The following is a 20,703-nucleotide window of genomic DNA, read 5'->3' as shown; positions in this document are numbered from 1 at the left end:
CCGCGATCTCTCGCGGGTTTCGTTGTGGACCTGAGGGGACTCGAACCCCTGACCCCCTGCATGCCATGCAGGTGCGCTACCAGCTGCGCCACAGGCCCAGATGCCGCTCCGTAGAAGCCGGAGCAACTTGAAAAGAGTACTACACGAATCCGCGCGAGCACCAATCGGCGGCGGCCGCCCGGGAGTGTCGTCCTGCGGCTGGAACAACCGCGAGGAGCGGAGCGTTCTGTTCATCGTGAGCATCCTCGACAGTCTGGTGATCGGCGCAGGGCAGGCCGGTCTCTCGGCATCGTTCCACCTGTCGCGACTGGGCATCTCGCACGTGGTGCTCGATGCCGATGCGCGCCCGGGCGGAGCCTGGCAGCACCGCTGGGACGCCCTGACGATGCGCGACGTGCACGGCGTCGCCGAACTTCCCGACGACACGCCTCCGCCGCGTGACGGCGCCCGCGCCAACATCGCGGTCCCCGAGTACTTCGCCTCCTACGAGCGCAAGCATGCGCTCCCGGTGCTCCGCCCGGTGCACGTCGAACGGGTCGAGGACCGAGACGGACTCCTGGTCGTGCGAGCGCGCGAGGGAGAGTGGACGACCCGCACGCTGGTGAACGCGACCGGGACGTGGTCGCATCCGTTCCTCCCACACTTCCCCGGTATGGAGACCTTCGTCGGGGAGCAGCTGCACACGGTCGACTACCCGGGGCCGGAGCACTTCGTCGGCAGGCGCGTGCTCGTGGTCGGCGGGGGAGCGTCCGCCGTGCAGTTCCTCGGCGCTCTCGCCCCGATCACGGACACCCTCTGGGTCACGCGCCGGGAACCTGTGTGGCGGACCGATGACTTCACACCCGAAGCCGGGGCGGCCGCGGTCGCTCTGGTCGAGCAGCGTGTCGCCGCAGGACTCCCTCCCGAGAGCGTGGTCAGCGTCACCGGACTCATGCTGCGTCCGCAAGAACGCGAGGCCGAGCGGCTGGGCGCCTACGCCGCACGCCGCCCGATGTTCGCGCGCATCGAGCCCGACGGAGTGCGCTGGGCCGACGGCAGCTTCGAGCGCGTGGACGTCATCCTCTGGGCCACCGGGTTCCGTCCGGCCATCAGCCACCTGGCGCCCCTGCACCTGCGCAGCACCGCCGGGGGGATCCAGCTCGACCGGAACGGCCGCGGCACGACCGCGGTCGCCGATCCGCGAGTGCAGCTGGTCGGCTACGGGCCTTCGGCGAGCACGATCGGCGCGAATCGTGCCGGGCGCTCCGCGGCCAAGGGCGTGCAGCGCGCGCTGCGGTCCGCGGGGGCGAGCGTCACCACCGGTTGACGACCTCTTCGGCGAAGCCCTCGATACCGTCCACGCGCACCTGCGCACCCGTGTCGTCGCGCACCCATCCCGTCCAGACGCCGAACAGCTGATCCGTCCGACTGGCGATGACGAGCGCATTCGTGCGCGATCTCTTGTCGTAGAACGGGGAGAAGGTGAGGTCGGCCGCCGCGCCGTGCACCCGCCACGGGCGCATGAAACGCTCGGAGTCGTAATCCCACACGAGTTCCTCGCTGATCTTCGACAGGCGGCCGTCGACGAGCAGTGCGTTCTCGGTGGCTCCGGAACCGTCCGTCCACTTCGCGCCGAGCTGCAACCCGATCGTGCGGCCGTCGACGATGCCGCTGCCCGCCGCCCAGTTCCAGTGCACGCGGTACGGCCAGCGCCCGCGGCCGTGATCGAGAACCGCCCAACTACCCACCGGAACGTCGTAGGCTCGGCCGTCGATCGCGACGGTGCCGGTCGTCGGCCGCGCCACATCCTTCACCGTGTACTGGAACCGGCGGATATCCTCTCCACGACGCCAGGGCACGACCACGCCGAGCGCCTCATGCTCGGGCGGCCGGGCGGCGAGCATGTCGAACGACACCCGGGGCGCGGTGCCTCGCAGGCGCGTGCCGTCGAACGTCTCGTCGATGTCGAGCGTGATCCGGCGGGTGCGGGCCTGTGTCGAGCCGTCTCCGAGCGATGGCGGGAGGGTCGCGGAGCGTGCTCCGGGGGAGACCACCGTCGAGCCGATGTCCTCCCCGGTCGCGCGGTCGAGCACCCAGACCTCGTGGAGAGCCAGGTAGTCGACGCACGACACGGTGAACGCGATGATGTGGGACGGGGTCATCACGTTCCAGTACTCCCAGCGCTTGTTGCGCCCCCAGCGACCACGTCCGGGGATCCCGGACGTGTCGTGCAGCGGGAGGCGGGACCAGCCGAGCGCATCGCGGTTGAGCGTTCCGTCGGGAGTCGTGAGCGAGACGGGCGCGGTGATCTCGCGCTCGATCAGCGGTGTGGGCATCGTCGTCCTGCTGTCGGGAGGGATGCCGTTCGGGTCGGCATCGTTGCCCTGAGTGTAGAGGACCCCGCCGCGTCGGACGAGGGCCCTGCACGCAGATTTATGCACGGGTGGAGAACGGTGCCTGGCTACGCTGAGCACATGCTCCGCATCGTGCTCCTCGTCGTCTGGCTGTTGCTGTCCGCCTGGCTCGTGATCTGGGTAGGCGAAGGGCTGTTCGGGGTGGATCAGCGCCGGTCCATCCTCCCGTTCGCCGGCGAGGACACCCTCGGCGGTCCGATCCTCATCGGAGTCGCATGGGGGCTGCTGTTGACCTTCGGCGGGATGCTGTCGGGCATCGCGCGTCGCAGGACTCCGCGCGGTGAGGCGCAGATCGGCGTCGGCACGATCGTCGAGGTCTCCCGCACCGGGATGACGGTGAACGACGTCCCGCAGTACGACCTCTTCATCCGTGTCACCCCGAGCGCCGCCGACGACTTCATCGGCCAGCTGCGGATGCTCGTGCAGCCCACCGACCTCGCGACGCTCCAGGTCGGGCTGCCGGTTGCGGTGCGCTACAGCCTGACCGACCAGGACACGGTCGAACTCGCTGACCTCAGCGACCCCGCCGTCGGCGACGCGATGCTGCAGTGGCGCATCGACCGGGGGCTGATCGACCCCCGGCTGGTGAAGGCGCGCACCACCGGCATCCAGGTACCGGCGTCGGTGCTCGAGGTGCGACCGACGGGCCGTCGTCGTGAAGGGCAGAGCGAGCTCGCGCTGCGGGTGCTGATGGCGCCGGAAGGCGCGGCGACCTGGGAAGCCGACACGACCGTGTTCGTGTACCCCCAGGCGATCCCGCATCTGCAGGTCGGCGCTCCCGTGTGGGCGTTCTATCGCCGGGAGGATCCGCAGACCGTCGCGGTGACCATCGAGAAGGAGACGGCCCGATGAACCCGATGGACACCCTCATCTGGCTGGTGAACTTCCCGGCCTCGCACGGCTATGCCATGGTCTTCATCGCGGGGTTCTCGACTCTCGGGCTGTTCGCGCTGTCGGTTCGGGGTGCGGTGCCGGGCGAGGCGCTGCGGAGCATCCGGGAGCGGGAGGGACTGCTGCACCCCACGGAACGCCCGCAAGGTCGGTTCTGGGGTGGCGTCGTCCGCATCGGGGCCCGCGTGCTGGCGCTCCTCATGGTCGGATCCCTCGTGATCGGGATCCTCAGCCTCACCGGAGTGCCCGTGACCCGGGCGTACATCTACGACAACGGCCGCCCCACCACCGGGACGCTGGAGGGGGACTGGGTGACCTTCACGACCGCCGAGGGCGTCGAGTACACGCTGGAGAGCAACTTCTTCACGCCCGCCGTGTACCCGGATCGAGATGCGTTCCTGACGAGCGGCGAGCCGGTCGTCGTCCGCTACCTGCCGAGCCATCCTCAGGCGTTCGTGATCGACAGCGATCAGACCCCGCGCTGACGTCGGAGCAGGCGCGTAGGGTGAGGGTATGTCGCGCATCATCGTCTTCGGCGGCCACGGCCGCATCGCCCTTCGGCTCGCGCCACTGCTCGTCGCCCGCGGCGACGAGGTCACCGGCGTCATCCGCAACCCGGAGCACGCCTCCGATGTCGAAGCGACGGGGGCCACGGCTCTCGTCGCCGATGTCGAGAATCTCGGAGTGGAGGAGATCGCCGAGATCATCCGCGGACACGATGCGGTCGTGTGGTCGGCCGGCGCCGGCGGCGGATCCCCGGAGCGCACGTACGCGGTCGATCGGGATGCCGCGCAGCGGTCGATGGACGCGGCCGAGCGTGCAGGTGTCCGCCGCTACGTGATGGTGTCGTGGCTCGGCTCCACGGCCGATCACGGTGTGCCAGAGAACGACTCCTTCTTCCCCTACGCCGACGCGAAGTGGGCCGCCGACGAGCATCTGCGCGGCAGTGCGCTGGACGGCACGATCCTCGCCCCTGGCACGCTCACGTTCGACGAGCCGACCTCTCGGATCCAGATCGACCCCGCGGGCAGCGGAGCCGTCTCGCGGGCCGATGTCGCCGCGGTCATCGCGGCAGCGCTCCACGGACCGTGCACGATCGGACGGACGATCCGCTTCGGCAACGGCGACCCCGCCACCTCGGTGCCGATCGCCGAGGCGCTCGGCTGCTGACGCGTCCACACCGCACAGGACCCGTCATGTCTCGATACCGTCGCTGGGCCGCAGGAGCGCTGGCGGTCGTCGCGACGGCAGCGATGTGCGCCTCGCCGGCAGCCGTCGCGTCGCCCATCCCGTCGACGGTTGGCTCCCACACCCCGACCGCCGTCTCCTCGGGCGGGGAAACCACCGGCCCGGCCGCGCATGCGACCGCTCTGGTGCAGGGGATGTCCGTGGCAGAGCAGGCTTCCACGGTGGTCATGGGCCACGTGTCGGGCACGGACCCGGCCGCGCTCCGGACCTACATGCAGTCCGGTCTCGGCGGGTTCATCCTGATGGGGGCGAACATCCCCGCGACGGAGACCGAGCTGCAGGCTCTCACCGCCGCGATGACCATCGATCCCGCGTTGCCCCCGTTGATCGCGGTCGACCAGGAGGGCGGCATCGTCTCGCGGCTGCACGGCGACGACTACGCGTCCTCCACCACGCTGAAGGGGCAGCCGGTCGATGACACCTCCGCAGCGTTCACGGCCCGAGGGTCTCTCGTGGCACGGGCGGGGATCACGGTGAACTTCGGCACGGTGGCCGACTTCACGGCTGAGTCGGGAACGTTCATCTACGGCCGCGCGCTCGGCACCGACCCTGCGAGCTCCGCGGATCGGGTGGCGGCCGCCACCACGGCACAGGAGCAGTTCGTCGCGTCGACGCTCAAGCACTTCCCCGGACACGGTGCCGCCCCCGGCGACTCGCACTCCGCGATTCCGAGCACGAGCATGGGACTCGACGAATGGCGCCGCACCGAGGCCGTTCCGTTCGCGGCGGGCATCGATGCCGGAGCGTCTCTGCTCATGTACGGGCATCTCGCCTACACCGCCGTCGACGCCCTGCCTGCTTCCCTCTCTCCGAAGTGGCACGCGATCGCCAGGGAGGAGCTCGGCTTCGACGGGGTGGCGGTGACCGACGACCTCGGCATGCTGTTGTCGTCGGGGAATCCCGCCTACGCGGATCCGGTCGCCAACGGCGTCGCCGCGATCGCCGCCGGCAACGACCTGGTGCTGATGATCGCGGGCTCCGACGGGCAGACGGCGGGGAAGATGGCGGCCGGCATCGCGCACGCGGTCGAGGCGGGCACGCTTCCGAAGGAGCGGCTCGAAGAGGCGGCGACGCGGGTGCTCACGCTGCGCGCGCAGCTGGCAGCGGCATCGGCGCGATGGACGCTCTGCGCCGACTGCGAACCGGTGCAGTGACGCTCAGGCCGCTTCTCGTGCGCCGTCGCCGAGCCACGCGGCCAGCAGGGCAGTGCGCAGAGCGGCACCGCGTTCGGCGAATCCGCGCTGCCGACGCACGTACTCCGCCTTGCCCTCGGGCGTCTCGATGCGCACCGGGGTGACATCCCACGCGGAGAGATCGTAGGGCGCGGCCTCCATGTCGAGCAGCCGGATGTCGCGCGCCAGCTCGAACGAGTCGAGGAGGAGTTCGCCCGGGATGAGCGGTCCGAGCTTCGTCGCCCACTTGTAGAGATCCATCCCCGCATGCAGACACCCTGGTTGCTCGAACAGCGGCTGATCCTCACGGCTCAGGGGCGTGCGGTTGCGGGGAACGGCCTCCGGGGTGAAGAACCGGAATGCGTCGAAGTGCGTGCAGCGCAGGTCATGGTTCTCGACGACCGCATCCGTGCCCGCCTGTCCCAGACGCAGCGGTACCGCGTGGCGATGCTCGTCCGCCTGGTACACCATGGCCCACTCGTGCAGTCCGAAACAGCCGAACTGGCCGGGGCGCGAGGCCGTGCGGCGCAGCATCCGTTCGACGAGGGCGGCGAGGTCGGCCTTCTCCTGTGCGAACGACCGGGGGTCGGGCACGGCGCCGCCAGCGGTGTCACCCGGCGAATACCAGCGCCATGAGAGGCGTTCCGGCGCATCCTGCAGCTCGACGCCCGCTCCCGGATGCCAGCGCCGAAGCTGCGCGGGCTTGTAGGAGTAGTAGGTGTGGAGGAAGTCCCACACGGGGTGCTTCTCGGATCGGGCGGCGCGCTCACGATGTCCGGCCGTCAGGGTGTCCGCGCGATCCTGATGCGCCTGCTCACGGTCGAGCCATTCATCGCGGGGGATCGCCTTCTCGACGAGCGTGTCCATGTCTGCCGTGTTCTCGTCAGTGCAGGATGCCGACTTCGCCGAGGAGGTCGCGGAGACCGGCGCCGTCTTCCGCGCTCACCCACGGTGCCACGTCTTCGGAATGCGGCTCGCGGTCGGCGCGTCCACCGGCGAGCACGGCCTCGGCGGGCAGCAGGCGTCTGATGGCGACGCCGGCGACCGAATCGGGATGCTCGTCCATGAACTGCGAGTAGATCGCTTCGTCGTGCTGACCGTCATCGCCGATCAGCAGCCACTTCACGTCGGGGAACTCCGTCGCCAGTCGACGCAGATTGGTGAGCTTGTGCTCACGCCCGCTGCGGAACCAGCGCTCATGCGTCGGACCCCAGTCGGTCAGGAGCATCGAGCCTGCCGGGAAGAGATGACGACCGAGGAACCGCCAGAGGGTCGGGGCGACGTTCCACGCGCCGGTGGACAGGTACACCATCGGCGCGCCGGGGTGCTGCCGCAGCAGCTGGTCGAGGAGCACGGCCATCCCGGGGACGGGGAGACGGGCGTGCTCGTCGAGCACGAACGAGTTCCAGAACGCGATGAACGGACGCGGCAGGGCTGTGACCATGACGGTGTCGTCCACGTCGGACACGACGCCGAACGTGGTCCCCTCCGCGACGATGAAGGCGCCCGCCTCGACCGGTTCCTGTCCCTCGACCGAGATCATGAACGTCTGCCAGCCGGGCTCCAGGTCGACGGGGATCTTCGCATCGACCACGCCGCCGCGATCGGCGACCAGTTGATGCGTCGTCTCTCCGAAATGCACGGTCACGGATGCGTACCCGACGGGGATCCCGACGAAGCTGCGCCAGCCGCGCACACTCGCCGGCTCACCGTCGCGGGTGCGCCGCTGCGGGGGCACGATCAGCACTCGGCCGACCACGCGCACCCAGCCGGGGCCGCCGTAACCGGGGAACGGGAGGATCGTGGCGACACGGCCGCGGCGGCGCGCACGACCTTCACGCCAGACATGGAAGCGATGCTCGAGTCGGGCGAACCAGTGGATCCGGGGGGCTGGGGGAGCCGATGCCATTGACTCAGTCTTTCACGTCGGAGTCGGTCGCCGACTCCGGTGCCTCCTGATGGCGGGCTTCGAGCCGCTGCAGCAGCTTCTTGCCGAAGTACGCGAGGAGCAGGAAGAGCGCGATGACGCCGACGAAGATGTAGCCCGCGAAGTGCACGCGATCCACGAGCTCGCGGAAGCTGCCGGCCGCGAGGGAAGTCACACTCACATACGCGGTCGCCCAGAGGATGCATGCCGGGGCGGTCCATGCCAGGAACTTGCGATAGGGGTACTCGCTCATACCGACGGTGAGGGGGACGAGGGAGTGCAGCACCGGGAGGAATCGCGACAGGAAGATCGCGATGCCGCCGCGGCGCTCGAGATAGTTCTCTGCCCTGACCCAGTTGTGTTCGCCGATCTTGCGGCCGAGCCAGGACACGCGGATGTGCGGGCCGAGCCAACGGCCGAGCCAGAATCCGATGCTCTCGCCGATCAGCGCGCCGATCACGACGGCGACGCCCATCGCGATGCCCTCCCAGACGGTGGCGACGCCCATCGACGCGATGATGACGATGGTGTCCCCGGGGACGATGAGCCCGATGAGGATGCTGGTCTCCAGCATGACGGCGAGACCTGCGACCAGAGTGCGCGTGACCGGATCGATCGACTGCACGGTGTCGAGGAGCCAGAGCAGGAGGTCGTCCACGTCATGAGAATACGGGAGCGGCCCGGTCCTAGGCTGGAAAGGTGCCCGAACAGCTGACTGCTCGACGACTTCCCTCCTGGGTGAAGCCGTCGTCCGTGTTCCGGATGCTCGAGGCGCAGGTCGCGGATCTCTTCTGGCTCGACGCGGGAGCGGATGCCACGGAGGGCTGGAGCTTCGTCGGCACGGGGGAGCGCTCGTCCCTGCCGCGGGAGGTGGCACTGGGTGGCGCTCCTGCCGATCGGACCGTTCCGCCGTTCTCCGGAGGATGGGTGGGCTGGCTCGACTACGAGTCCGGAGCCGCGGCCGCCGGTGCCCCGGTGAGCGGGCGCGTCAACGAGACCGGCGGCGTCTGGCTGCGGGCCACGCACGTGGTCGCCTTCGATCACGCCGCGCGGCGCGTCTGGGCGCTCAGCGACGACGGCGACCTCCCGGCCTGGGCGGCTCGAGTCTCCGCTGTCGAGGACGCGCCGGACGAGACTGTCCCGCAGGCGCTACCCGACGGCGATTCCCGTGTCGCCGAGGGGCGACACGACCCGCAGGAGTACGCCGCGCTCATCGAACGCTGCCGTGATCTGATCCGCGCCGGCATCGCGTACCAGCTGTGCCTGACGACGCGGTTCACCGTGGTCGGCCCGTATGATGCCGTCGACGTCTATCGTCGCCTGCGCGCCGCGACCCCCGCGCACCACGGCGGGTTCCTCCGGATCGGCGACCGCACGCTGCTCAGCGCCAGCCCCGAGCAGTTCCTCCACGTCGACGGCGGCGTCATCCGCACCCGCCCCATCAAGGGCACCCGTCCCCGCAGTGCCGACCCGGTGGAGGATGTCGCTCTGGCCGCAGAGCTCGCACTCGATCGGAAGGAGCGCGCGGAGAACGTGATGATCGTCGATCTGATGCGCAACGACCTCTCCCGCGTGTGCGAACCGGGAAGCATCCGGGTGGACGGGCTGTGGGTGGTCGAGAGCTATCCCGCCGTGCATCAGCTCGTGAGCACGGTGAGCGGTGTCGCTGCGGCCGGGACGACCGTCGGTTCTCTGCTCGACGCCGCCTTCCCCGCCGGCAGCATGACGGGTGCGCCCAAGCTCTCGGCGATGACGAGACTGCACGAGCTGGAAGGCGGGCCGCGCGGCGTCTACGCCGGCTGCTTCGGCTACATCGGGGCGGATGGTGCGCTCGACCTCGCGATGGTCATCCGCAGCATCCTGATCGACGGGGAACGGGCGGTCGTCGGCGCCGGGGGAGGGATCACCTGGGGTTCCGCGCCGGCGGCCGAAGTCGCCGAGGTGGCGACGAAGGCGCGAGCGCCCCTGGCCGCGCTCGGTGCGGAAATGCCTGCGCTCTGGCGTTCCGATATCCTGAACTGATCCCGCTTTTTCCTTCAGATTGGTCGTGCGTTCGTTGTCTGAGAACCTGTCCACCGCTCCCGCCGACGACGAGGCCCCGTCGGCGCACGCCATCCAGACGAAGTGGCAGAAGTACTGGGCGGAGAACGGTACGTTCCTCACCGGCGGCGACGAGGACACCCGGCCGCGGCGATACGTCCTCGCGATGTTCCCCTACCCCTCGGGCGACCTGCACATGGGGCACGCGGAGAATTACCTCTACTCCGACATCGTGGCCCGTTTCTGGCGCCACCGCGGGCACAACGTGCTGAACCCGATCGGCTGGGACTCCTTCGGTCTGCCCGCCGAGAACGCGGCGATCCGCCGTGGGGCCGACCCCCGCGAGTGGACTTACCAGAACATCGCGCAGCAGAAGGAGGGGTTCCAGGCGTACGGAGTCTCGTTCGACTGGACCCGCGTGCTGCACACGTCCGACCCCGAGTACTACCGCTGGAACCAGTGGCTGTTCCTGAAGATGCACGAGCGCGGTCTGGCGTACCGCAAGAAGAGCCCGGTCAACTGGTGCCCCAACGACCAGACGGTGCTCGCCAACGAGCAGGTCGTCGACGGTCGCTGCGAGCGCTGTGGTGCCGAGGTCATCAAGAAGAAGCTCACACAGTGGTACTTCCGCATCACGGACTACGCCGATCGACTGCTCGACGACCTGAACCAGCTCGAGGGCTTCTGGCCGCACAAGGTGCTGCAGATGCAGCGCAACTGGATCGGCCGCTCGATCGGCGCGGACGTCGACTTCGTGATCGAGGGTCGCCCGGAGCCGGTGACGGTCTTCTCGACGCGCCCTGACACGCTGCACGGCGCCACGTTCTTCGTCGTCGCCCCGGACTCCGACCTGGCATCCGAACTCGCGGCCGAGGCGCCCGACGAGGTGCGCCAGCGCTTCCAGACGTACCTGGAGCAGGTGCAGAAGGAGACCGACATCGACCGGCAGTCCACGGACCGCCCGAAGACCGGTGTCTTTCTCGAGCGCTACGCGATCAACCCGGTCAACGGCGAGAAGCTGCCCGTGTGGGCGGCCGACTACGTGCTGGCGGACTACGGTCACGGTGCAGTCATGGCCGTCCCGGCGCATGATCAGCGCGACCTGGACTTCGCCCGCGCGTTCGACCTGCCGGTCAAGGTCGTCGTCGACACGACCGCTCCCGTCACCGGCGCGATGCCCGTGATAGAGGTCGACGAGGAGGGCGTGCCGATCGACACCGGCGCCGCGCTCGAGGAGCAGAACCCGGCATCGACCGGCATCGCGTTGACCGGCGATGGTCGCATGATCAACTCCGGTGCGTTGAACGGTCTCTCCAAGCGCAACGCGATCGCCCGCGCGATCGAGCAGCTGGAGTCCACCGGAACCGGCCGTGCCGCGAAGAACTACCGGCTGCGCGACTGGCTGATCTCGCGCCAGCGGTTCTGGGGCACGCCGATCCCGATGCTGCACGCCGAGGACGGCAGCATCATCCCGGTCCCCGAGGACAAGCTCCCCGTGAAGCTGCCGAGCGTCGAGGGACTCGACCTCAAGCCCAAGGGCACGTCGCCGCTGGGCGGTGCCGAGAGCTGGGTGCGCACGACCGATCCGGCGACGGGTGACCCGGTGCTGCGCGATCCCGACACCATGGACACGTTCGTGGACAGCTCGTGGTACTTCCTGCGGTTCCTGTCGCCGAACAGCGACACCGTGGCGTTCGATCCCGCTCAGGCGGCTCGCTGGGCTCCGGTGGACTCCTACATCGGCGGCGTCGAGCACGCGATCCTGCACCTGCTGTACGCGCGCTTCATCACCAAGGTGCTGTTCGACATGGGCCTGATCGACTTCACGGAGCCGTTCTCGAACCTGATCAACCAGGGCATGGTCATCCTCAACGGCACCAAGATGTCGAAGAGCAAGGGCAACCTGGTGCTCTTCCAGGACGAGCTCGATGCCCACGGCGCCGACGCGCTCCGGGTCGGGCTGGCGTTCGCCGGTCCGGTCGAGGACGACAAGGACTGGGCCGACGTCTCCACGACCGGCGCTCAGAAGTTCCTGGCGCGGGCCATGCGCGTCGCCGGCGAGGTCTCGAGCCCCGTGGACGTGGTCTTCGACGGCGGCGATGCGGCACTGCGTCGCGCGACGCACAAGCTGCTCGCGGAGGCTCCCGCTCTGGTCGAGCAGACGAAGTTCAACGTGCTCGTCGCTCGCCTGATGGAACTCGTGAACGTCACCCGTAAGACGATCGACGGCGACGCCGGCGCTGCGGACCCGGCGGTGCGCGAGGCCTCCGAGACGATTGCCGTGATGCTCGACCTGATCGCACCGCACACCGCGGAGGAGATGTGGGAGATGCTCGGTCACGAGCCCTCCGTCGGCCTCGTGACGTGGAGGTCCGCCGATCCCGCGCTGCTGGTCGAGGACACGGTCACCGCCGTCGTGCAGGTGGGCGGCAAGGTCCGTGCACAGCTCGAGGTCTCGGCGCGCATCGGCGAGTCCGAGCTCGAAGCCCTGGCTCGTGCCGACGAGCGGGTGATCCGTTCGATCGGCGATCGCGAGATCGTGAAGGTCGTCGTGCGGGCGCCGAAGATCGTCAGCATCGTCGTGAAGGGCTGATCTCCTCTCGCCGCGGATGACTTTCGGCCCCTGGTGCTCGCTTCGGTGAGCGTCAGGGGCCGTCGCCGTCATCCCTGTCGGCCGTGCTGCGGAAATGCCCGGGCCGGCCGCTCTGCACCACCTGCACGGGGGTAGCGGTTGTCCACGACTCGGGTCTTCGGTGCCCGGGGAGTCCGTTTCCCGCGCCTAGCTTGGCTGGATGGCATCCCCGCAGGCACCACCCCCGCCACGGCGTCGACTGCGCCTGAGCATCGGAGCCGGGGTCGTTCTCGCGCTCGTCGTGCTGTCTGCTGCCGTCGGCCTCGGTCTTCTGCGCGGCCAGGCATCCCCGACCGCATCCGTGCCGTTGCCGGATGAGACGTCGACCGCCGGTGGTTCCGGGGAGCTGTACGTGCACGTTCTGGGGGCGGTCGCCCACCCCGGCATCTACGTGCTGGACCTGGACGCACGTCTGGTCGACGCATTGGCGGCGGCGGGTGGCGCGAACGACGATGCTGACTTGGCGGCGGTCAATCTCGCGAGGCTGCTGGAAGACGGCGAGCAGATCGTCGTTCCGACCGCGGGGTCGGCGGCCGCTGCGCCGGGAGCGGGACCGCCGGGAGACGACCGCGTCGACCTCAATACCGCCGATCAGGCCGCTCTGGAGACGTTGCCGCGCATCGGTCCGGCACTGGCCGAACGCATCATCGCCTGGCGCGATGAGAACGGGCGCTTCGGCTCCGTCGACGACCTGCTCGCCGTGCCCGGTATCGGTGAGAAGCTGCTCGCCGGCCTGCGCGATGGGGTACGGGTGTGACGACGCGCTCGCTAGCGAACACGGTCCTTCAGTATTCTTCGAACATCGAAGCGCGATTCGTCCCCTTCTCGGTCGCGCCTTCGGTCGCTGAGCAGCGATGAGGATCCAAGCGAGGAGCGGTATGAGGAAGGCCGTCCGGAATGGTCGTACCGGCTCCACCATGTGAACGTGAGGGGACCGACCATGCGGACGCGTCGATTCACCCCAGATGAAGTGCGTGTTCACGCATCGCACCTCCTTGAGCTTCAGCACGCGGCGTATGCCGTCGAGGCCCAGCTGATCGGTGATGACCGCATTCCGCCGCTCCACGAGACGGAGTCCGACTTGCTGTCGTCCGGCCTGGACTGGCTCGTCATTATCGACGAGAACCATCAGATCGCGGCGGCAGCGGGATACGCGATGGAGAATGACGTCGCCGACCTCGACCGTCTCATGGTCGGCCCCGCCCATCACCGACAGGGCCTCGGCACTGCGTTGGTGATGGAGGTCATGTCGCTTGCGCCCCAGACGGTCGTCGCGACCGGGCGCGACAATGCGACGGCCCGAGCGCTGTACGAGTCCCTCGGCTTCGTGCACCAGTCGGATGCTGAGCCGGTTCCCGGCCTCTGGATCAGTCGATACTTTCGCGTCCGAGCGTGAGGCGAGCGGCGATCTGCACTTCCGCCAGCCTTCGGCATGCCGTCGTCTTGGGACCACGGCATCCTCGCCGCGGCTGACCCTCATGAGTCACCGTTGCGGGCTACAGCGCCGTAGTCTCCGGTTCGGTCGGGCAGGCGCTGGTGTCGAGGAGCTGCTCACCGTGTTGCTCAGCCCAGGCGGCCAGCGTCTGCAGCGGCCCGTCGTGGAAGCTGCGGCCCAGGGGAGTGAGCTCGTAGCGATTGATCGGCGAAGACCCCGCGTCGTGCCGACGTGCGACGAGGTTCGCGGTCATCAGGCGGGAGAGCGCTTCGGTCAGAGGCTTGTCCTTGATCTGCCCGATGGCCGCAAGAAGCTCCACGCGACGACGAGGTCCTGCGCCGAGAGCGGCGAGGACGACGCCGTCCCAGCGGTGGCTGAGGACATCGGTCGCCGCACGCACGCGGCAATCCGCCACGCGCTCATCGACGTCTCCGGTTCTCTCGAACATCCCTCTATTGTCTCCGATCGGTACGCACCGTCCGGTGCGTAGGGGCCTGCGTACGGTCGAGACATGACAGCTACGACCCCCGTTGACTCCTCCTCTCTCCGTATCGCGCTCATCGGCGCAGGCAACGTCGCGCGCCCTCGGCTCCAGGTGGGCTGACGCGGGGCACCAGATCATCATCGGCGAACGATCGAGCGGCAGCGCCCGGCGCCTCGCTGATCAGATCGGTCAAGGGGCGACCGTGGTGGCGCCCTCTGACGCGATCCAGGCGGCTGACGTCGTCCTTCTTGCTGTGCCCTGGCGGAGCATCGACGATGTGATCGCGCGCACCGGAGCTGTGCACGGCGCCCTGGCGGGCAAGGTCGTGATCGATCCGACGAACCCGGTCGAGCACGGCGTCGGACGTCACCTCCTCGACCGCGGATCGGCAGCCGAACACATCGCACAGCGTGCTCCGGGAGCTCGCGTCGTGAAGGCGTTCAACGTGCACCCGGCTGATCGGTGGGAAGCAGCAACGGCGCAAGATGTCGTGGCGCTGGCCGGCGACGACGATCTCGCGCTCGATACCGTGGGCCGCCTCGTCCGGTCCGTTGGAGCAACCCCACACACCGTCGGCGGACTGCACCGCGCGCGTCAGATCGAGGAACTGGCCGGCATGGTGATCGCGCTGGCGTTCGCGGGGATCGACCCCCGTTCAGCCGTCCCAGGAGTCGACTGAAGCGGGGTCGGCTCGTCGCCGCCGACACCGTTCCGGGCTACGCGCGGTGTCGCCAGCGGTGGAGGCCGATGCCGACGAGGACGACGGCGGCGCCGAGGAGCAGGAGGGGAGATTCGAAGACGAGTGTGGCTGCGGCGCCGGCGAATGCGGCGAGAAGCAGGCCGTCGATGGACCAGGCCAGTCGCACGGCGGCGCCGAGGTCGCCCATCGGCGACGGGATCGGGGTGAGCAGCGCGGGTGGCAGCGGACCCTTCATCGCGTCGCTGATTCGGGCGACGAGGGTGAGCAGCCCGAGCGCGATCGAACCCGTGATCGGTCCTGCCGCCGCGAGCCCCGCCGCGGCCGCGCACATGACGGACGCCGCGAGCAGCACGATGATCAGCACGGCCAGCGGGAAGAGCGCGTGCCTGGCGAGCAGCTGCTCGTCGCTGATCCCGTAGAGCGGGATATCGGACGCGATGCTCGCGGCGTGCCGGATGCCGTCGGTGAGGGGTCCGAGTCCGGCGAACAGGATCAGTCCGGCCGCTGCACCCAGCGCCCAGCCGGGGGAGGCCGGGGAGAACGCGAGTGCGGTCAGCGCGCCAGCTGCGGCGAGAGCGAGGACACCGACGGCGAGGCGGCCGGGGGTTCGGACCGCTCCGATCGCATCGCGGACCAAGAAGGTCACCTCGTGTCGTCGGAGCGGTCGGACGGCGCGGAAGCGGCGACCGAGCTGAGGTCGCTGCCGGTAGATCGTCGCGGCAGCGCTGAACTCCATGCCCGTCGCGTGTGCGGTCGCGGAGTCCCACCGCGCGGCCTGGACCATCAGCTCGGCGAGGCCGAGCCGGTTCATCAGCATCGGCGTCGAGATCACGAGCATCGCACTCAGCGCGATCAGCGCGATCAACGCGGCGGGTGAGTGCGGCGATCCGATGCCCGGATAGGCGAGTCCGACCCACCCCCAGGGCGTGAACGCCAGCATCGCGGGGACGGAAGCGGTGATCACCCCCAGCGCGAAGACGCCGAGGGCGAGCGCCACCGCAGCATGGGGGAGCACCTGGCCGGCGAGCCAGGCGACGGTGGTGATCACGCCGACGAGTGCGCCGACGGCGACGAAGGCGACCGCGGCGAGGGGAGCCATGGTCCCGCTCGATGCCAGCGCCGCACCGATCAGCGCGGCGATCGCGGCGGTCGCCGCGGACACGAGTGAACCGGCGCGCAGCATCGGGCGCCGGAATGCGTCGGATCCGGCCAGTTCGCTCGTGGCGAGGGCATGAGTCAGGAACGGGGGATACAGGGCAGGACCGCGGTCGCGACCGAGCAGTAGCGCGCCCGCCCACAGCCCCGCGGCGACGAGGACGGTGATCTCCCTCGAGGTGGGCGAGGAGAGGAGCGAGATGCCCTCCGTACTCGCCACCGTCAGCCAGGCGGCTCGTACGACCGGCGCCACAGCTACCAGTGCGACCATCAGGAACAGGTAGACCGCATAGCCCCGGTCGCCGCTCGTGCGGGTGTTCCTGGCATGCCAGATCCGGATGGCCGCGGACGCACGACGTGTCATGCCGCGGCATCCAACCAGAGCGCGCGGTCGGCGAGTCCGTCGGCGAGGAGCGGGCTGTGGGTGGCGACGATGACTGCCGCGCCCTCGTCGCGTCGCGCGCGAAGCACCCGGATCACCGATTCGACATGCTCCGGGTCCAGACGCTGCTCCGGCTCGTCGAGGATCAGCACGTCGAACGGCCGAGCGAGCGCCAGGGCGATGCCAAACAGCTGGATCTGGCCCGACGACAGCTCGTGCGGGAACCGCTGCCCGAAGGCGGTCAAGTCCAACTCGGCGAGGACACGACGGGCGAGCGCGGTCGCCGCATCCGGATCGTCCACCCAGGTCGTCGCGACCAGCAGGACGTGATCGGACACTGTGAGGTCCGGAGCCATCGGGGGCAGGCCGATCATGGTGGCGACGCGGCGCCGGAAAGCCCGGTCACGCGGAGCCACCGCTTCTCCGGCGATCCGAACCATCCCACTCGACGGCTTCTGGGTGCCGGCGAGCACCCGGAGCAGGGTGGACTTGCCGGTGCCGTTCCTGCCGCGGATCACCACGGCTTCACCCCGCGTGGCCGTCATCGTCACGGGACGCAGAAGCGTCACCTCGCCAGCGGACACCGTGACCTCATCCACCTCGATCATGCGAATCATCCTCGCAGGTCGCTACGGGAGAGGATGTGAGCCGACCCGTAGGACGCGCCGAAGTTGCACGAGAGTCGCTCGTCGGGTGCGCTCACCAAGGCGTACGACCACGGTCGGAACGAACCCGAGCCCGGAGAACTTCTGCGCGGAGACGTTCGCCGAGTCTAGGAGGGCGGCGGCAGCGTGCAGCCCGCTGTCGGCGACGCCCTCGGAGCCGGTGAGGAGTTCGACGAAGCCGTATAGCCACGGCCGGCACTGATCTTCGTGTGGAGTGTTCAGAGTTTCCCGGCGCTCGAACGGCCGACGGAGAGGCAGATGAAGGTCGCAACGATCGGAACGATTGTGATACCCACCATGAACATCGCCGCAGAGGTGCTGGCGAACTCGAGCGCCTCCGTGCGCACGTCGCCGAGGCTGGCGACAGCCACGGCCGCGAGTACTCCCCCTGCGGCAGGGATGTAGACCGTGATCGTGGACTCGACCAGAGTCATCACCAGCGACCCTCGGTGTGAGAGTCCGAGTTGTTGGTAGACGGCGAAGTCATGGCGCCGGCTCCAGACGGACGATCCGACAGCGAACACGATGGTGCCGATGGCGCAGAGGATCACCCAGAGTTGAGGGCTGGAGGAGAGGTGCTCTTGGCTTGTCGCTCCAGCAGGTTTCCCCGGCACCAGCGGGATGGTGCGGGCACCCTCTGTGGCCGGGAACCATGCTGCGGCTACCGAGGTGATCCCTGCTTCGGCCCCTGGAGTCGCCTCGACGTAACATTCGGTGGCCACGCTTTGGGTCGATGACGGGATCATCACCTTCGCATGGAGGCTGGAGATGCGTCCTGCCGAGATGGCGGTGCCCCCGGCTGTGAGTTGACGCTCGGTGCCGTCGATCATCGCCGGGGTGGGGACGCCGCTTGCAAGAGCGTTCTCGGTCGAAGGCACGACGACGGTTCCTGGGGCGAGGTCTGGGAGTTCCGGCCATTGCAGAGCCGGCAACCCGGGAGTGACCAGCACAGCGGAGATCGGTCTTCCGCCGGTGGATCTCAACTCCACCGGTCGCAGGATGGCACCGGCGGTGGTGACTCCCACAACCGAACGGAGCAGGTCGCAGCGCTCCGTGGAGATTCGTCCTCCACTGCTGCCGACCACGATGATCGATCGCCCCTCGGCGATGTCCTGCTCAAGCATCGCGTGCGCCTGCGAGACAGTCGCCCACGGGAGGATGAATGCCGCGAATGCCAGCGCTGCCGAGAGCACGGCGATCAGCGCTGTCTGAAGGGGTCGGGCGAAGGCGTTGCTGATCGCTTCGGAGACGCAGTCGACGATCTTCATCAGGTAGTTCTCTGCCCGATGTCGAACACCGTGTCGGCGAAGGCCGCCACGTCCTTGTCGTGCGTCGCCATGATGACCAGGGCACCGCCGTCGGCTGCACTGCGGAGGGCGGTAGCCACCCGCAATTTCGCCTCCGCGTCGAGAGAGGATGTGGGCTCATCGGCGAGAATCAGTCGCGCCTGGGATGCGAGGGCGCGAGCGACAGTGACTCTCTGCCGCTCGCCACCGGAGAGCTTCTTGGCGCGGACGTTCGCTAGATGTTCGATGCCCAGACGAGCCATCTCCTGCCCCGCCCGAGCCAGCGACTCGGACTGTGGAACGCGCTGAAAGAGAGGGCCGAGCGCCACGTTCTCCAGCGCCGTCCGGCTGACGAGAAGGGGACTGTTCTGCACGATCCATCCCGCGGACGAAGGCACTCCCGTCTCATCGGCTTCGGCGATGCAGTCGCCGACCGTCGCGGAGATGGATCCGGAGATGACACCGAGAAGAGTCGTCTTGCCGGAACCGGAGGGGCCGGTGACGCTGACGAAGGCGGGCGACTCCCACGCAAATTCCAGGCCCTGAAACAGCCATCGAGAACCGAATCTCATGGCGAGGTCTCGCGCGACTATGCGCATGTTGCACCGGTAGCTGAGGGGTTGACGAGCACGCTCTCGCCGGACTTCACCTTCGCCGCTATCAGCGAGGTGCCGTCGACCGATTCGATCGTCTCAGCGGCAACCACTCGACGCTCTTCTCCGTCACGGACGATGACACAGGTGCCATCTGTGCCGGTGAGAACTGCGGCGGCGGGCACGACGATCGCCGCGGGCTGAGGGGTGACGACGCGTGCAGATGAGGTGAGAGCTCCTTGTGTGACCCCAGCAGCTATCTCGGGGAGCGCTGCGGGATCGATTGCGGTCCGAGCCTCGTCGACTGCGAGTTCCTTCTGGCCGAACAGTACGACGGCACCTTCGGGAACAGCGACAGTTGAAGAGGCAATCGCGTCTGGGCTGATCGGGTTGTCCTCCGTGACCTCAGCGATGGCCTCGGGCGTGACGATGGGCGCCGACACGAGTTGGTCCATGGCTGTGACAACGGGTTCGCCGCTGGCGGGAGCCGGTCGACCCGCCTTCACATGCACTTCGCTGACGGTGAGTTCGGCTGCCGGGATGAAGACCAGCCACCCTGGATCGAAGGACGCCAATCCCTGTGTGGTGTCGACGCCGATGGACTTCGCGAACGCGGAGACCTGCAGCCATGCGTCCCAGCCGAGTCGGTCGCTGTCCGGGACGTCGATGCCCCGGGTGCTGAGGAACTCGAGCAGCGCTTTAACGTCCTCCCCGGTGGATCCGGGAACGAGGGCGCGGTAGAGAGGTACATTCATGAAGGCCGCGATGCGCTTCACGCCATCGACATCGACGACCGCGTCTCCGCTCTTGAGCACGCCACCAGGTTGAACGTTGACGCGAACGACCGTCCCCGACCATGCAGGCGCGGGGATCTCGGCACCGTCGCTCCACTCGAGTGCGAGGCCGACTGCCTGGGCGCGCGTTTCTTCGGCGCTGAGCGCCGGCGCCCAGACTTCTTGAGTCGCGACGACGGTCTTCGTGGAGAGGTATTGATAGAGCATCCCCACGCCGATGACTGGCGCCAGAATCCAGCAGACCGCGACGACCCAGAAGGCTGCGTCACGGCGTCGGCGCGGGGATTGCTCAGCGGTCTTGTTCAATACGCCACTCCGACGTACGGCAACTCCGGGAAGAGGCGCAGCGCCTCGTCACTAATGCATGTCGCGGCTGCTTCGCGCTGTGCGCCCTCGTCGGCCGTCGGATCACCGCTGAAAGCGCGAATGTCTCGTGCATCGTCCGGGATCTCGTAGTCCAGTTCGGCCATGCATTCTTGTGCGGCGATGCGAAGCGACTCGTCCATCCGCTGTACGCCCGTGTTCAGATAGGCCGCCTCGATGACATTCAGGTCAGGGTCCTTGCACGAGAGGTCGTCCTCCCCGAAGGCATCCGGCTCACGCGTGCCCATGTCGATGTCGTAGATGTGCGTCATCGAGTTCGTCGGGTTCACCATGGGCGCGGGAACTTCGTATCCGAGTCCGCGCATGCACGAGGCATAGCGCTCCGACGCGGCTGCGTAGTCGGCAGCGTCGACTTCACCGTCCTCCAGCAAGCCTGCCAGCCACTCGTTGCCCTCCTCACGGAACTTGTCTGCGGTGCTCTTGATCTGCTCCGCTGACAAGGGCCCGCCACTCTGACCCGGCGTCTGTACGGAGCATGCGGTCAGCAACAGCATGCTCGCGGCACCCGCGATGACGAGGGTC

Annotated in this window: 21 protein-coding genes and 1 tRNA gene; 10 read left to right on the top strand and 12 right to left on the bottom strand. The window is 68.6% G+C overall.

What is annotated here, in order from left to right; translation table 11 throughout:
• Nucleotides 1–25 precede the first annotated feature (25 nt).
• Nucleotides 26–98: transfer RNA gene (locus DW298_RS01265), tRNA-Ala, on the bottom strand.
• 137 nt (nt 99–235) lie between these two features.
• On the opposite strand from DW298_RS01265, the gene DW298_RS01260 reads away from it, so the two are divergent.
• Nucleotides 236–1,306, top strand: coding sequence for an NAD(P)-binding domain-containing protein (locus DW298_RS01260; protein ID WP_136040675.1), 1,071 nt, complete (start codon nt 236–238; stop codon nt 1,304–1,306).
• Here the strand turns inward: DW298_RS01260 and DW298_RS01255 are convergent.
• Nucleotides 1,293–2,315 (bottom strand): DUF2804 domain-containing protein, encoded by a 1,023-nt coding sequence (locus tag DW298_RS01255; RefSeq protein ID WP_136040674.1) that lies wholly within the window; start codon nt 2,313–2,315, stop codon nt 1,293–1,295. The genes DW298_RS01260 and DW298_RS01255 overlap by 14 nt on opposite strands.
• Nucleotides 2,316–2,453: 138 nt before the next feature.
• Here DW298_RS01255 and DW298_RS01250 point away from each other — a divergent pair, with 138 nt between their 5' ends.
• Genes DW298_RS01250 through DW298_RS01235 form a run of 4 tightly spaced genes read left to right on the top strand, consistent with a single transcriptional unit; the run spans nt 2,454 to nt 5,686 of the window.
• Entirely contained in the window at nt 2,454–3,245 is a 792-nt protein-coding gene (locus DW298_RS01250) for a hypothetical protein (RefSeq protein ID WP_136040673.1), read from the top strand.
• Complete coding sequence (locus DW298_RS01245; protein ID WP_136040672.1) at nt 3,242–3,769, top strand: hypothetical protein; 528 nt, start codon at nt 3,242–3,244, stop codon at nt 3,767–3,769. Before DW298_RS01250 ends, DW298_RS01245 begins: the two co-directional genes overlap by 4 nt.
• A 28-nt stretch (nt 3,770–3,797) precedes the next feature.
• On the top strand, nt 3,798–4,454 hold the full coding sequence (locus DW298_RS01240) for an SDR family oxidoreductase (RefSeq protein ID WP_136040671.1): 657 nt from the start codon (nt 3,798–3,800) through the stop codon (nt 4,452–4,454).
• 26 nt (nt 4,455–4,480) lie between these two features.
• Nucleotides 4,481–5,686 carry a glycoside hydrolase family 3 N-terminal domain-containing protein gene (locus DW298_RS01235; protein ID WP_240744967.1) on the top strand — a complete coding sequence of 402 codons (1,206 nt, stop codon included), beginning with the start codon at nt 4,481–4,483 and terminating at the stop codon, nt 5,684–5,686.
• Between the two features lie 3 nt (nt 5,687–5,689).
• Here DW298_RS01235 and DW298_RS01230 read toward each other — a convergent pair whose 3' ends face one another.
• Genes DW298_RS01230 through DW298_RS01220 form a run of 3 tightly spaced genes read right to left on the bottom strand, consistent with a single transcriptional unit; the run spans nt 5,690 to nt 8,289 of the window.
• Complete coding sequence (locus DW298_RS01230) at nt 5,690–6,571, bottom strand: 3-methyladenine DNA glycosylase (protein WP_136040670.1); 882 nt, start codon at nt 6,569–6,571, stop codon at nt 5,690–5,692.
• 16 nt (nt 6,572–6,587) lie between these two features.
• Nucleotides 6,588–7,613, bottom strand: coding sequence for a phosphatase domain-containing protein (locus tag DW298_RS01225; protein WP_136040669.1), 1,026 nt, complete (start codon nt 7,611–7,613; stop codon nt 6,588–6,590).
• Nucleotides 7,614–7,617: 4 nt separating this feature from the next.
• Nucleotides 7,618–8,289 (bottom strand): DedA family protein, encoded by a 672-nt coding sequence (locus tag DW298_RS01220; RefSeq protein ID WP_136040668.1) that lies wholly within the window; start codon nt 8,287–8,289, stop codon nt 7,618–7,620.
• A gap of 41 nt (nt 8,290–8,330) precedes the next feature.
• Between DW298_RS01220 and DW298_RS01215 the strand changes: the two genes are divergently transcribed.
• The 4 genes from DW298_RS01215 (at nt 8,331) to DW298_RS01200 (ending at nt 13,699) form a co-directional block, all read left to right on the top strand.
• On the top strand, nt 8,331–9,653 hold the full coding sequence (locus tag DW298_RS01215; protein ID WP_168429523.1) for an anthranilate synthase component I family protein: 1,323 nt from the start codon (nt 8,331–8,333) through the stop codon (nt 9,651–9,653).
• 34 nt (nt 9,654–9,687) lie between these two features.
• A complete protein-coding gene (gene leuS, locus DW298_RS01210; RefSeq protein ID WP_136040676.1) occupies nt 9,688–12,264 on the top strand; it encodes a leucine--tRNA ligase in 2,577 nt (858 codons plus the stop codon).
• A gap of 199 nt (nt 12,265–12,463) precedes the next feature.
• Complete coding sequence (locus DW298_RS01205; RefSeq protein ID WP_136040667.1) at nt 12,464–13,060, top strand: ComEA family DNA-binding protein; 597 nt, start codon at nt 12,464–12,466, stop codon at nt 13,058–13,060.
• Nucleotides 13,061–13,273: 213 nt separating this feature from the next.
• Entirely contained in the window at nt 13,274–13,699 is a 426-nt protein-coding gene (locus DW298_RS01200) for a GNAT family N-acetyltransferase (RefSeq protein WP_168429522.1), read from the top strand.
• A 100-nt stretch (nt 13,700–13,799) separates the two neighbouring features.
• On the opposite strand, the gene DW298_RS01195 is transcribed toward DW298_RS01200, so the two are convergent.
• Nucleotides 13,800–14,186: a helix-turn-helix domain-containing protein gene (locus DW298_RS01195; RefSeq protein ID WP_136040665.1), complete on the bottom strand. Its 387-nt coding sequence runs from the start codon at nt 14,184–14,186 to the stop codon at nt 13,800–13,802.
• A gap of 82 nt (nt 14,187–14,268) precedes the next feature.
• Between DW298_RS01195 and DW298_RS01190 the strand changes: the two genes are divergently transcribed.
• The gene (locus DW298_RS01190) at nt 14,269–14,901 is read left to right on the top strand and encodes an NAD(P)-binding domain-containing protein (protein ID WP_136040664.1); all 633 of its coding nucleotides are present in this window, start codon (nt 14,269–14,271) and stop codon (nt 14,899–14,901) included.
• 37 nt (nt 14,902–14,938) lie between these two features.
• On the opposite strand, the gene DW298_RS01185 is transcribed toward DW298_RS01190, so the two are convergent.
• From DW298_RS01185 to DW298_RS01160, 6 genes are all read right to left on the bottom strand, one after another.
• Nucleotides 14,939–16,441, bottom strand: a complete 1,503-nt coding sequence (locus DW298_RS01185) for a hypothetical protein (RefSeq protein ID WP_136040663.1) — start codon at nt 16,439–16,441, stop codon at nt 14,939–14,941.
• The gene (locus DW298_RS01180) at nt 16,438–17,067 is read right to left on the bottom strand and encodes an ABC transporter ATP-binding protein (RefSeq protein ID WP_136040662.1); all 630 of its coding nucleotides are present in this window, start codon (nt 17,065–17,067) and stop codon (nt 16,438–16,440) included. Before DW298_RS01180 ends, DW298_RS01185 begins: the two co-directional genes overlap by 4 nt.
• A 275-nt stretch (nt 17,068–17,342) precedes the next feature.
• The gene (locus DW298_RS01175; RefSeq protein ID WP_136040661.1) at nt 17,343–18,392 is read right to left on the bottom strand and encodes a hypothetical protein; all 1,050 of its coding nucleotides are present in this window, start codon (nt 18,390–18,392) and stop codon (nt 17,343–17,345) included.
• Nucleotides 18,392–18,982 (bottom strand): ATP-binding cassette domain-containing protein, encoded by a 591-nt coding sequence (locus tag DW298_RS01170; protein ID WP_168429521.1) that lies wholly within the window; start codon nt 18,980–18,982, stop codon nt 18,392–18,394. The genes DW298_RS01175 and DW298_RS01170 overlap by 1 nt, the downstream gene beginning before the upstream one ends.
• Before the next feature lie 17 nt (nt 18,983–18,999).
• Complete coding sequence (locus DW298_RS01165) at nt 19,000–20,103, bottom strand: hypothetical protein (RefSeq protein WP_136040659.1); 1,104 nt, start codon at nt 20,101–20,103, stop codon at nt 19,000–19,002.
• Nucleotides 20,100–20,675 carry a hypothetical protein gene (locus tag DW298_RS01160; RefSeq protein ID WP_136040658.1) on the bottom strand — a complete coding sequence of 192 codons (576 nt, stop codon included), beginning with the start codon at nt 20,673–20,675 and terminating at the stop codon, nt 20,100–20,102. Before DW298_RS01160 ends, DW298_RS01165 begins: the two co-directional genes overlap by 4 nt.
• Between the last annotated feature and the right edge of the window lie 28 nt (nt 20,676–20,703).

This window comes from Microbacterium sp. A20 (genome assembly GCF_004794515.1).
GTDB lineage: Bacteria > Actinomycetota > Actinomycetes > Actinomycetales > Microbacteriaceae > Microbacterium.
Note: the sequence above shows the minus strand (reverse complement) of the source record. Positions and strands in the feature narration are given on the sequence as shown.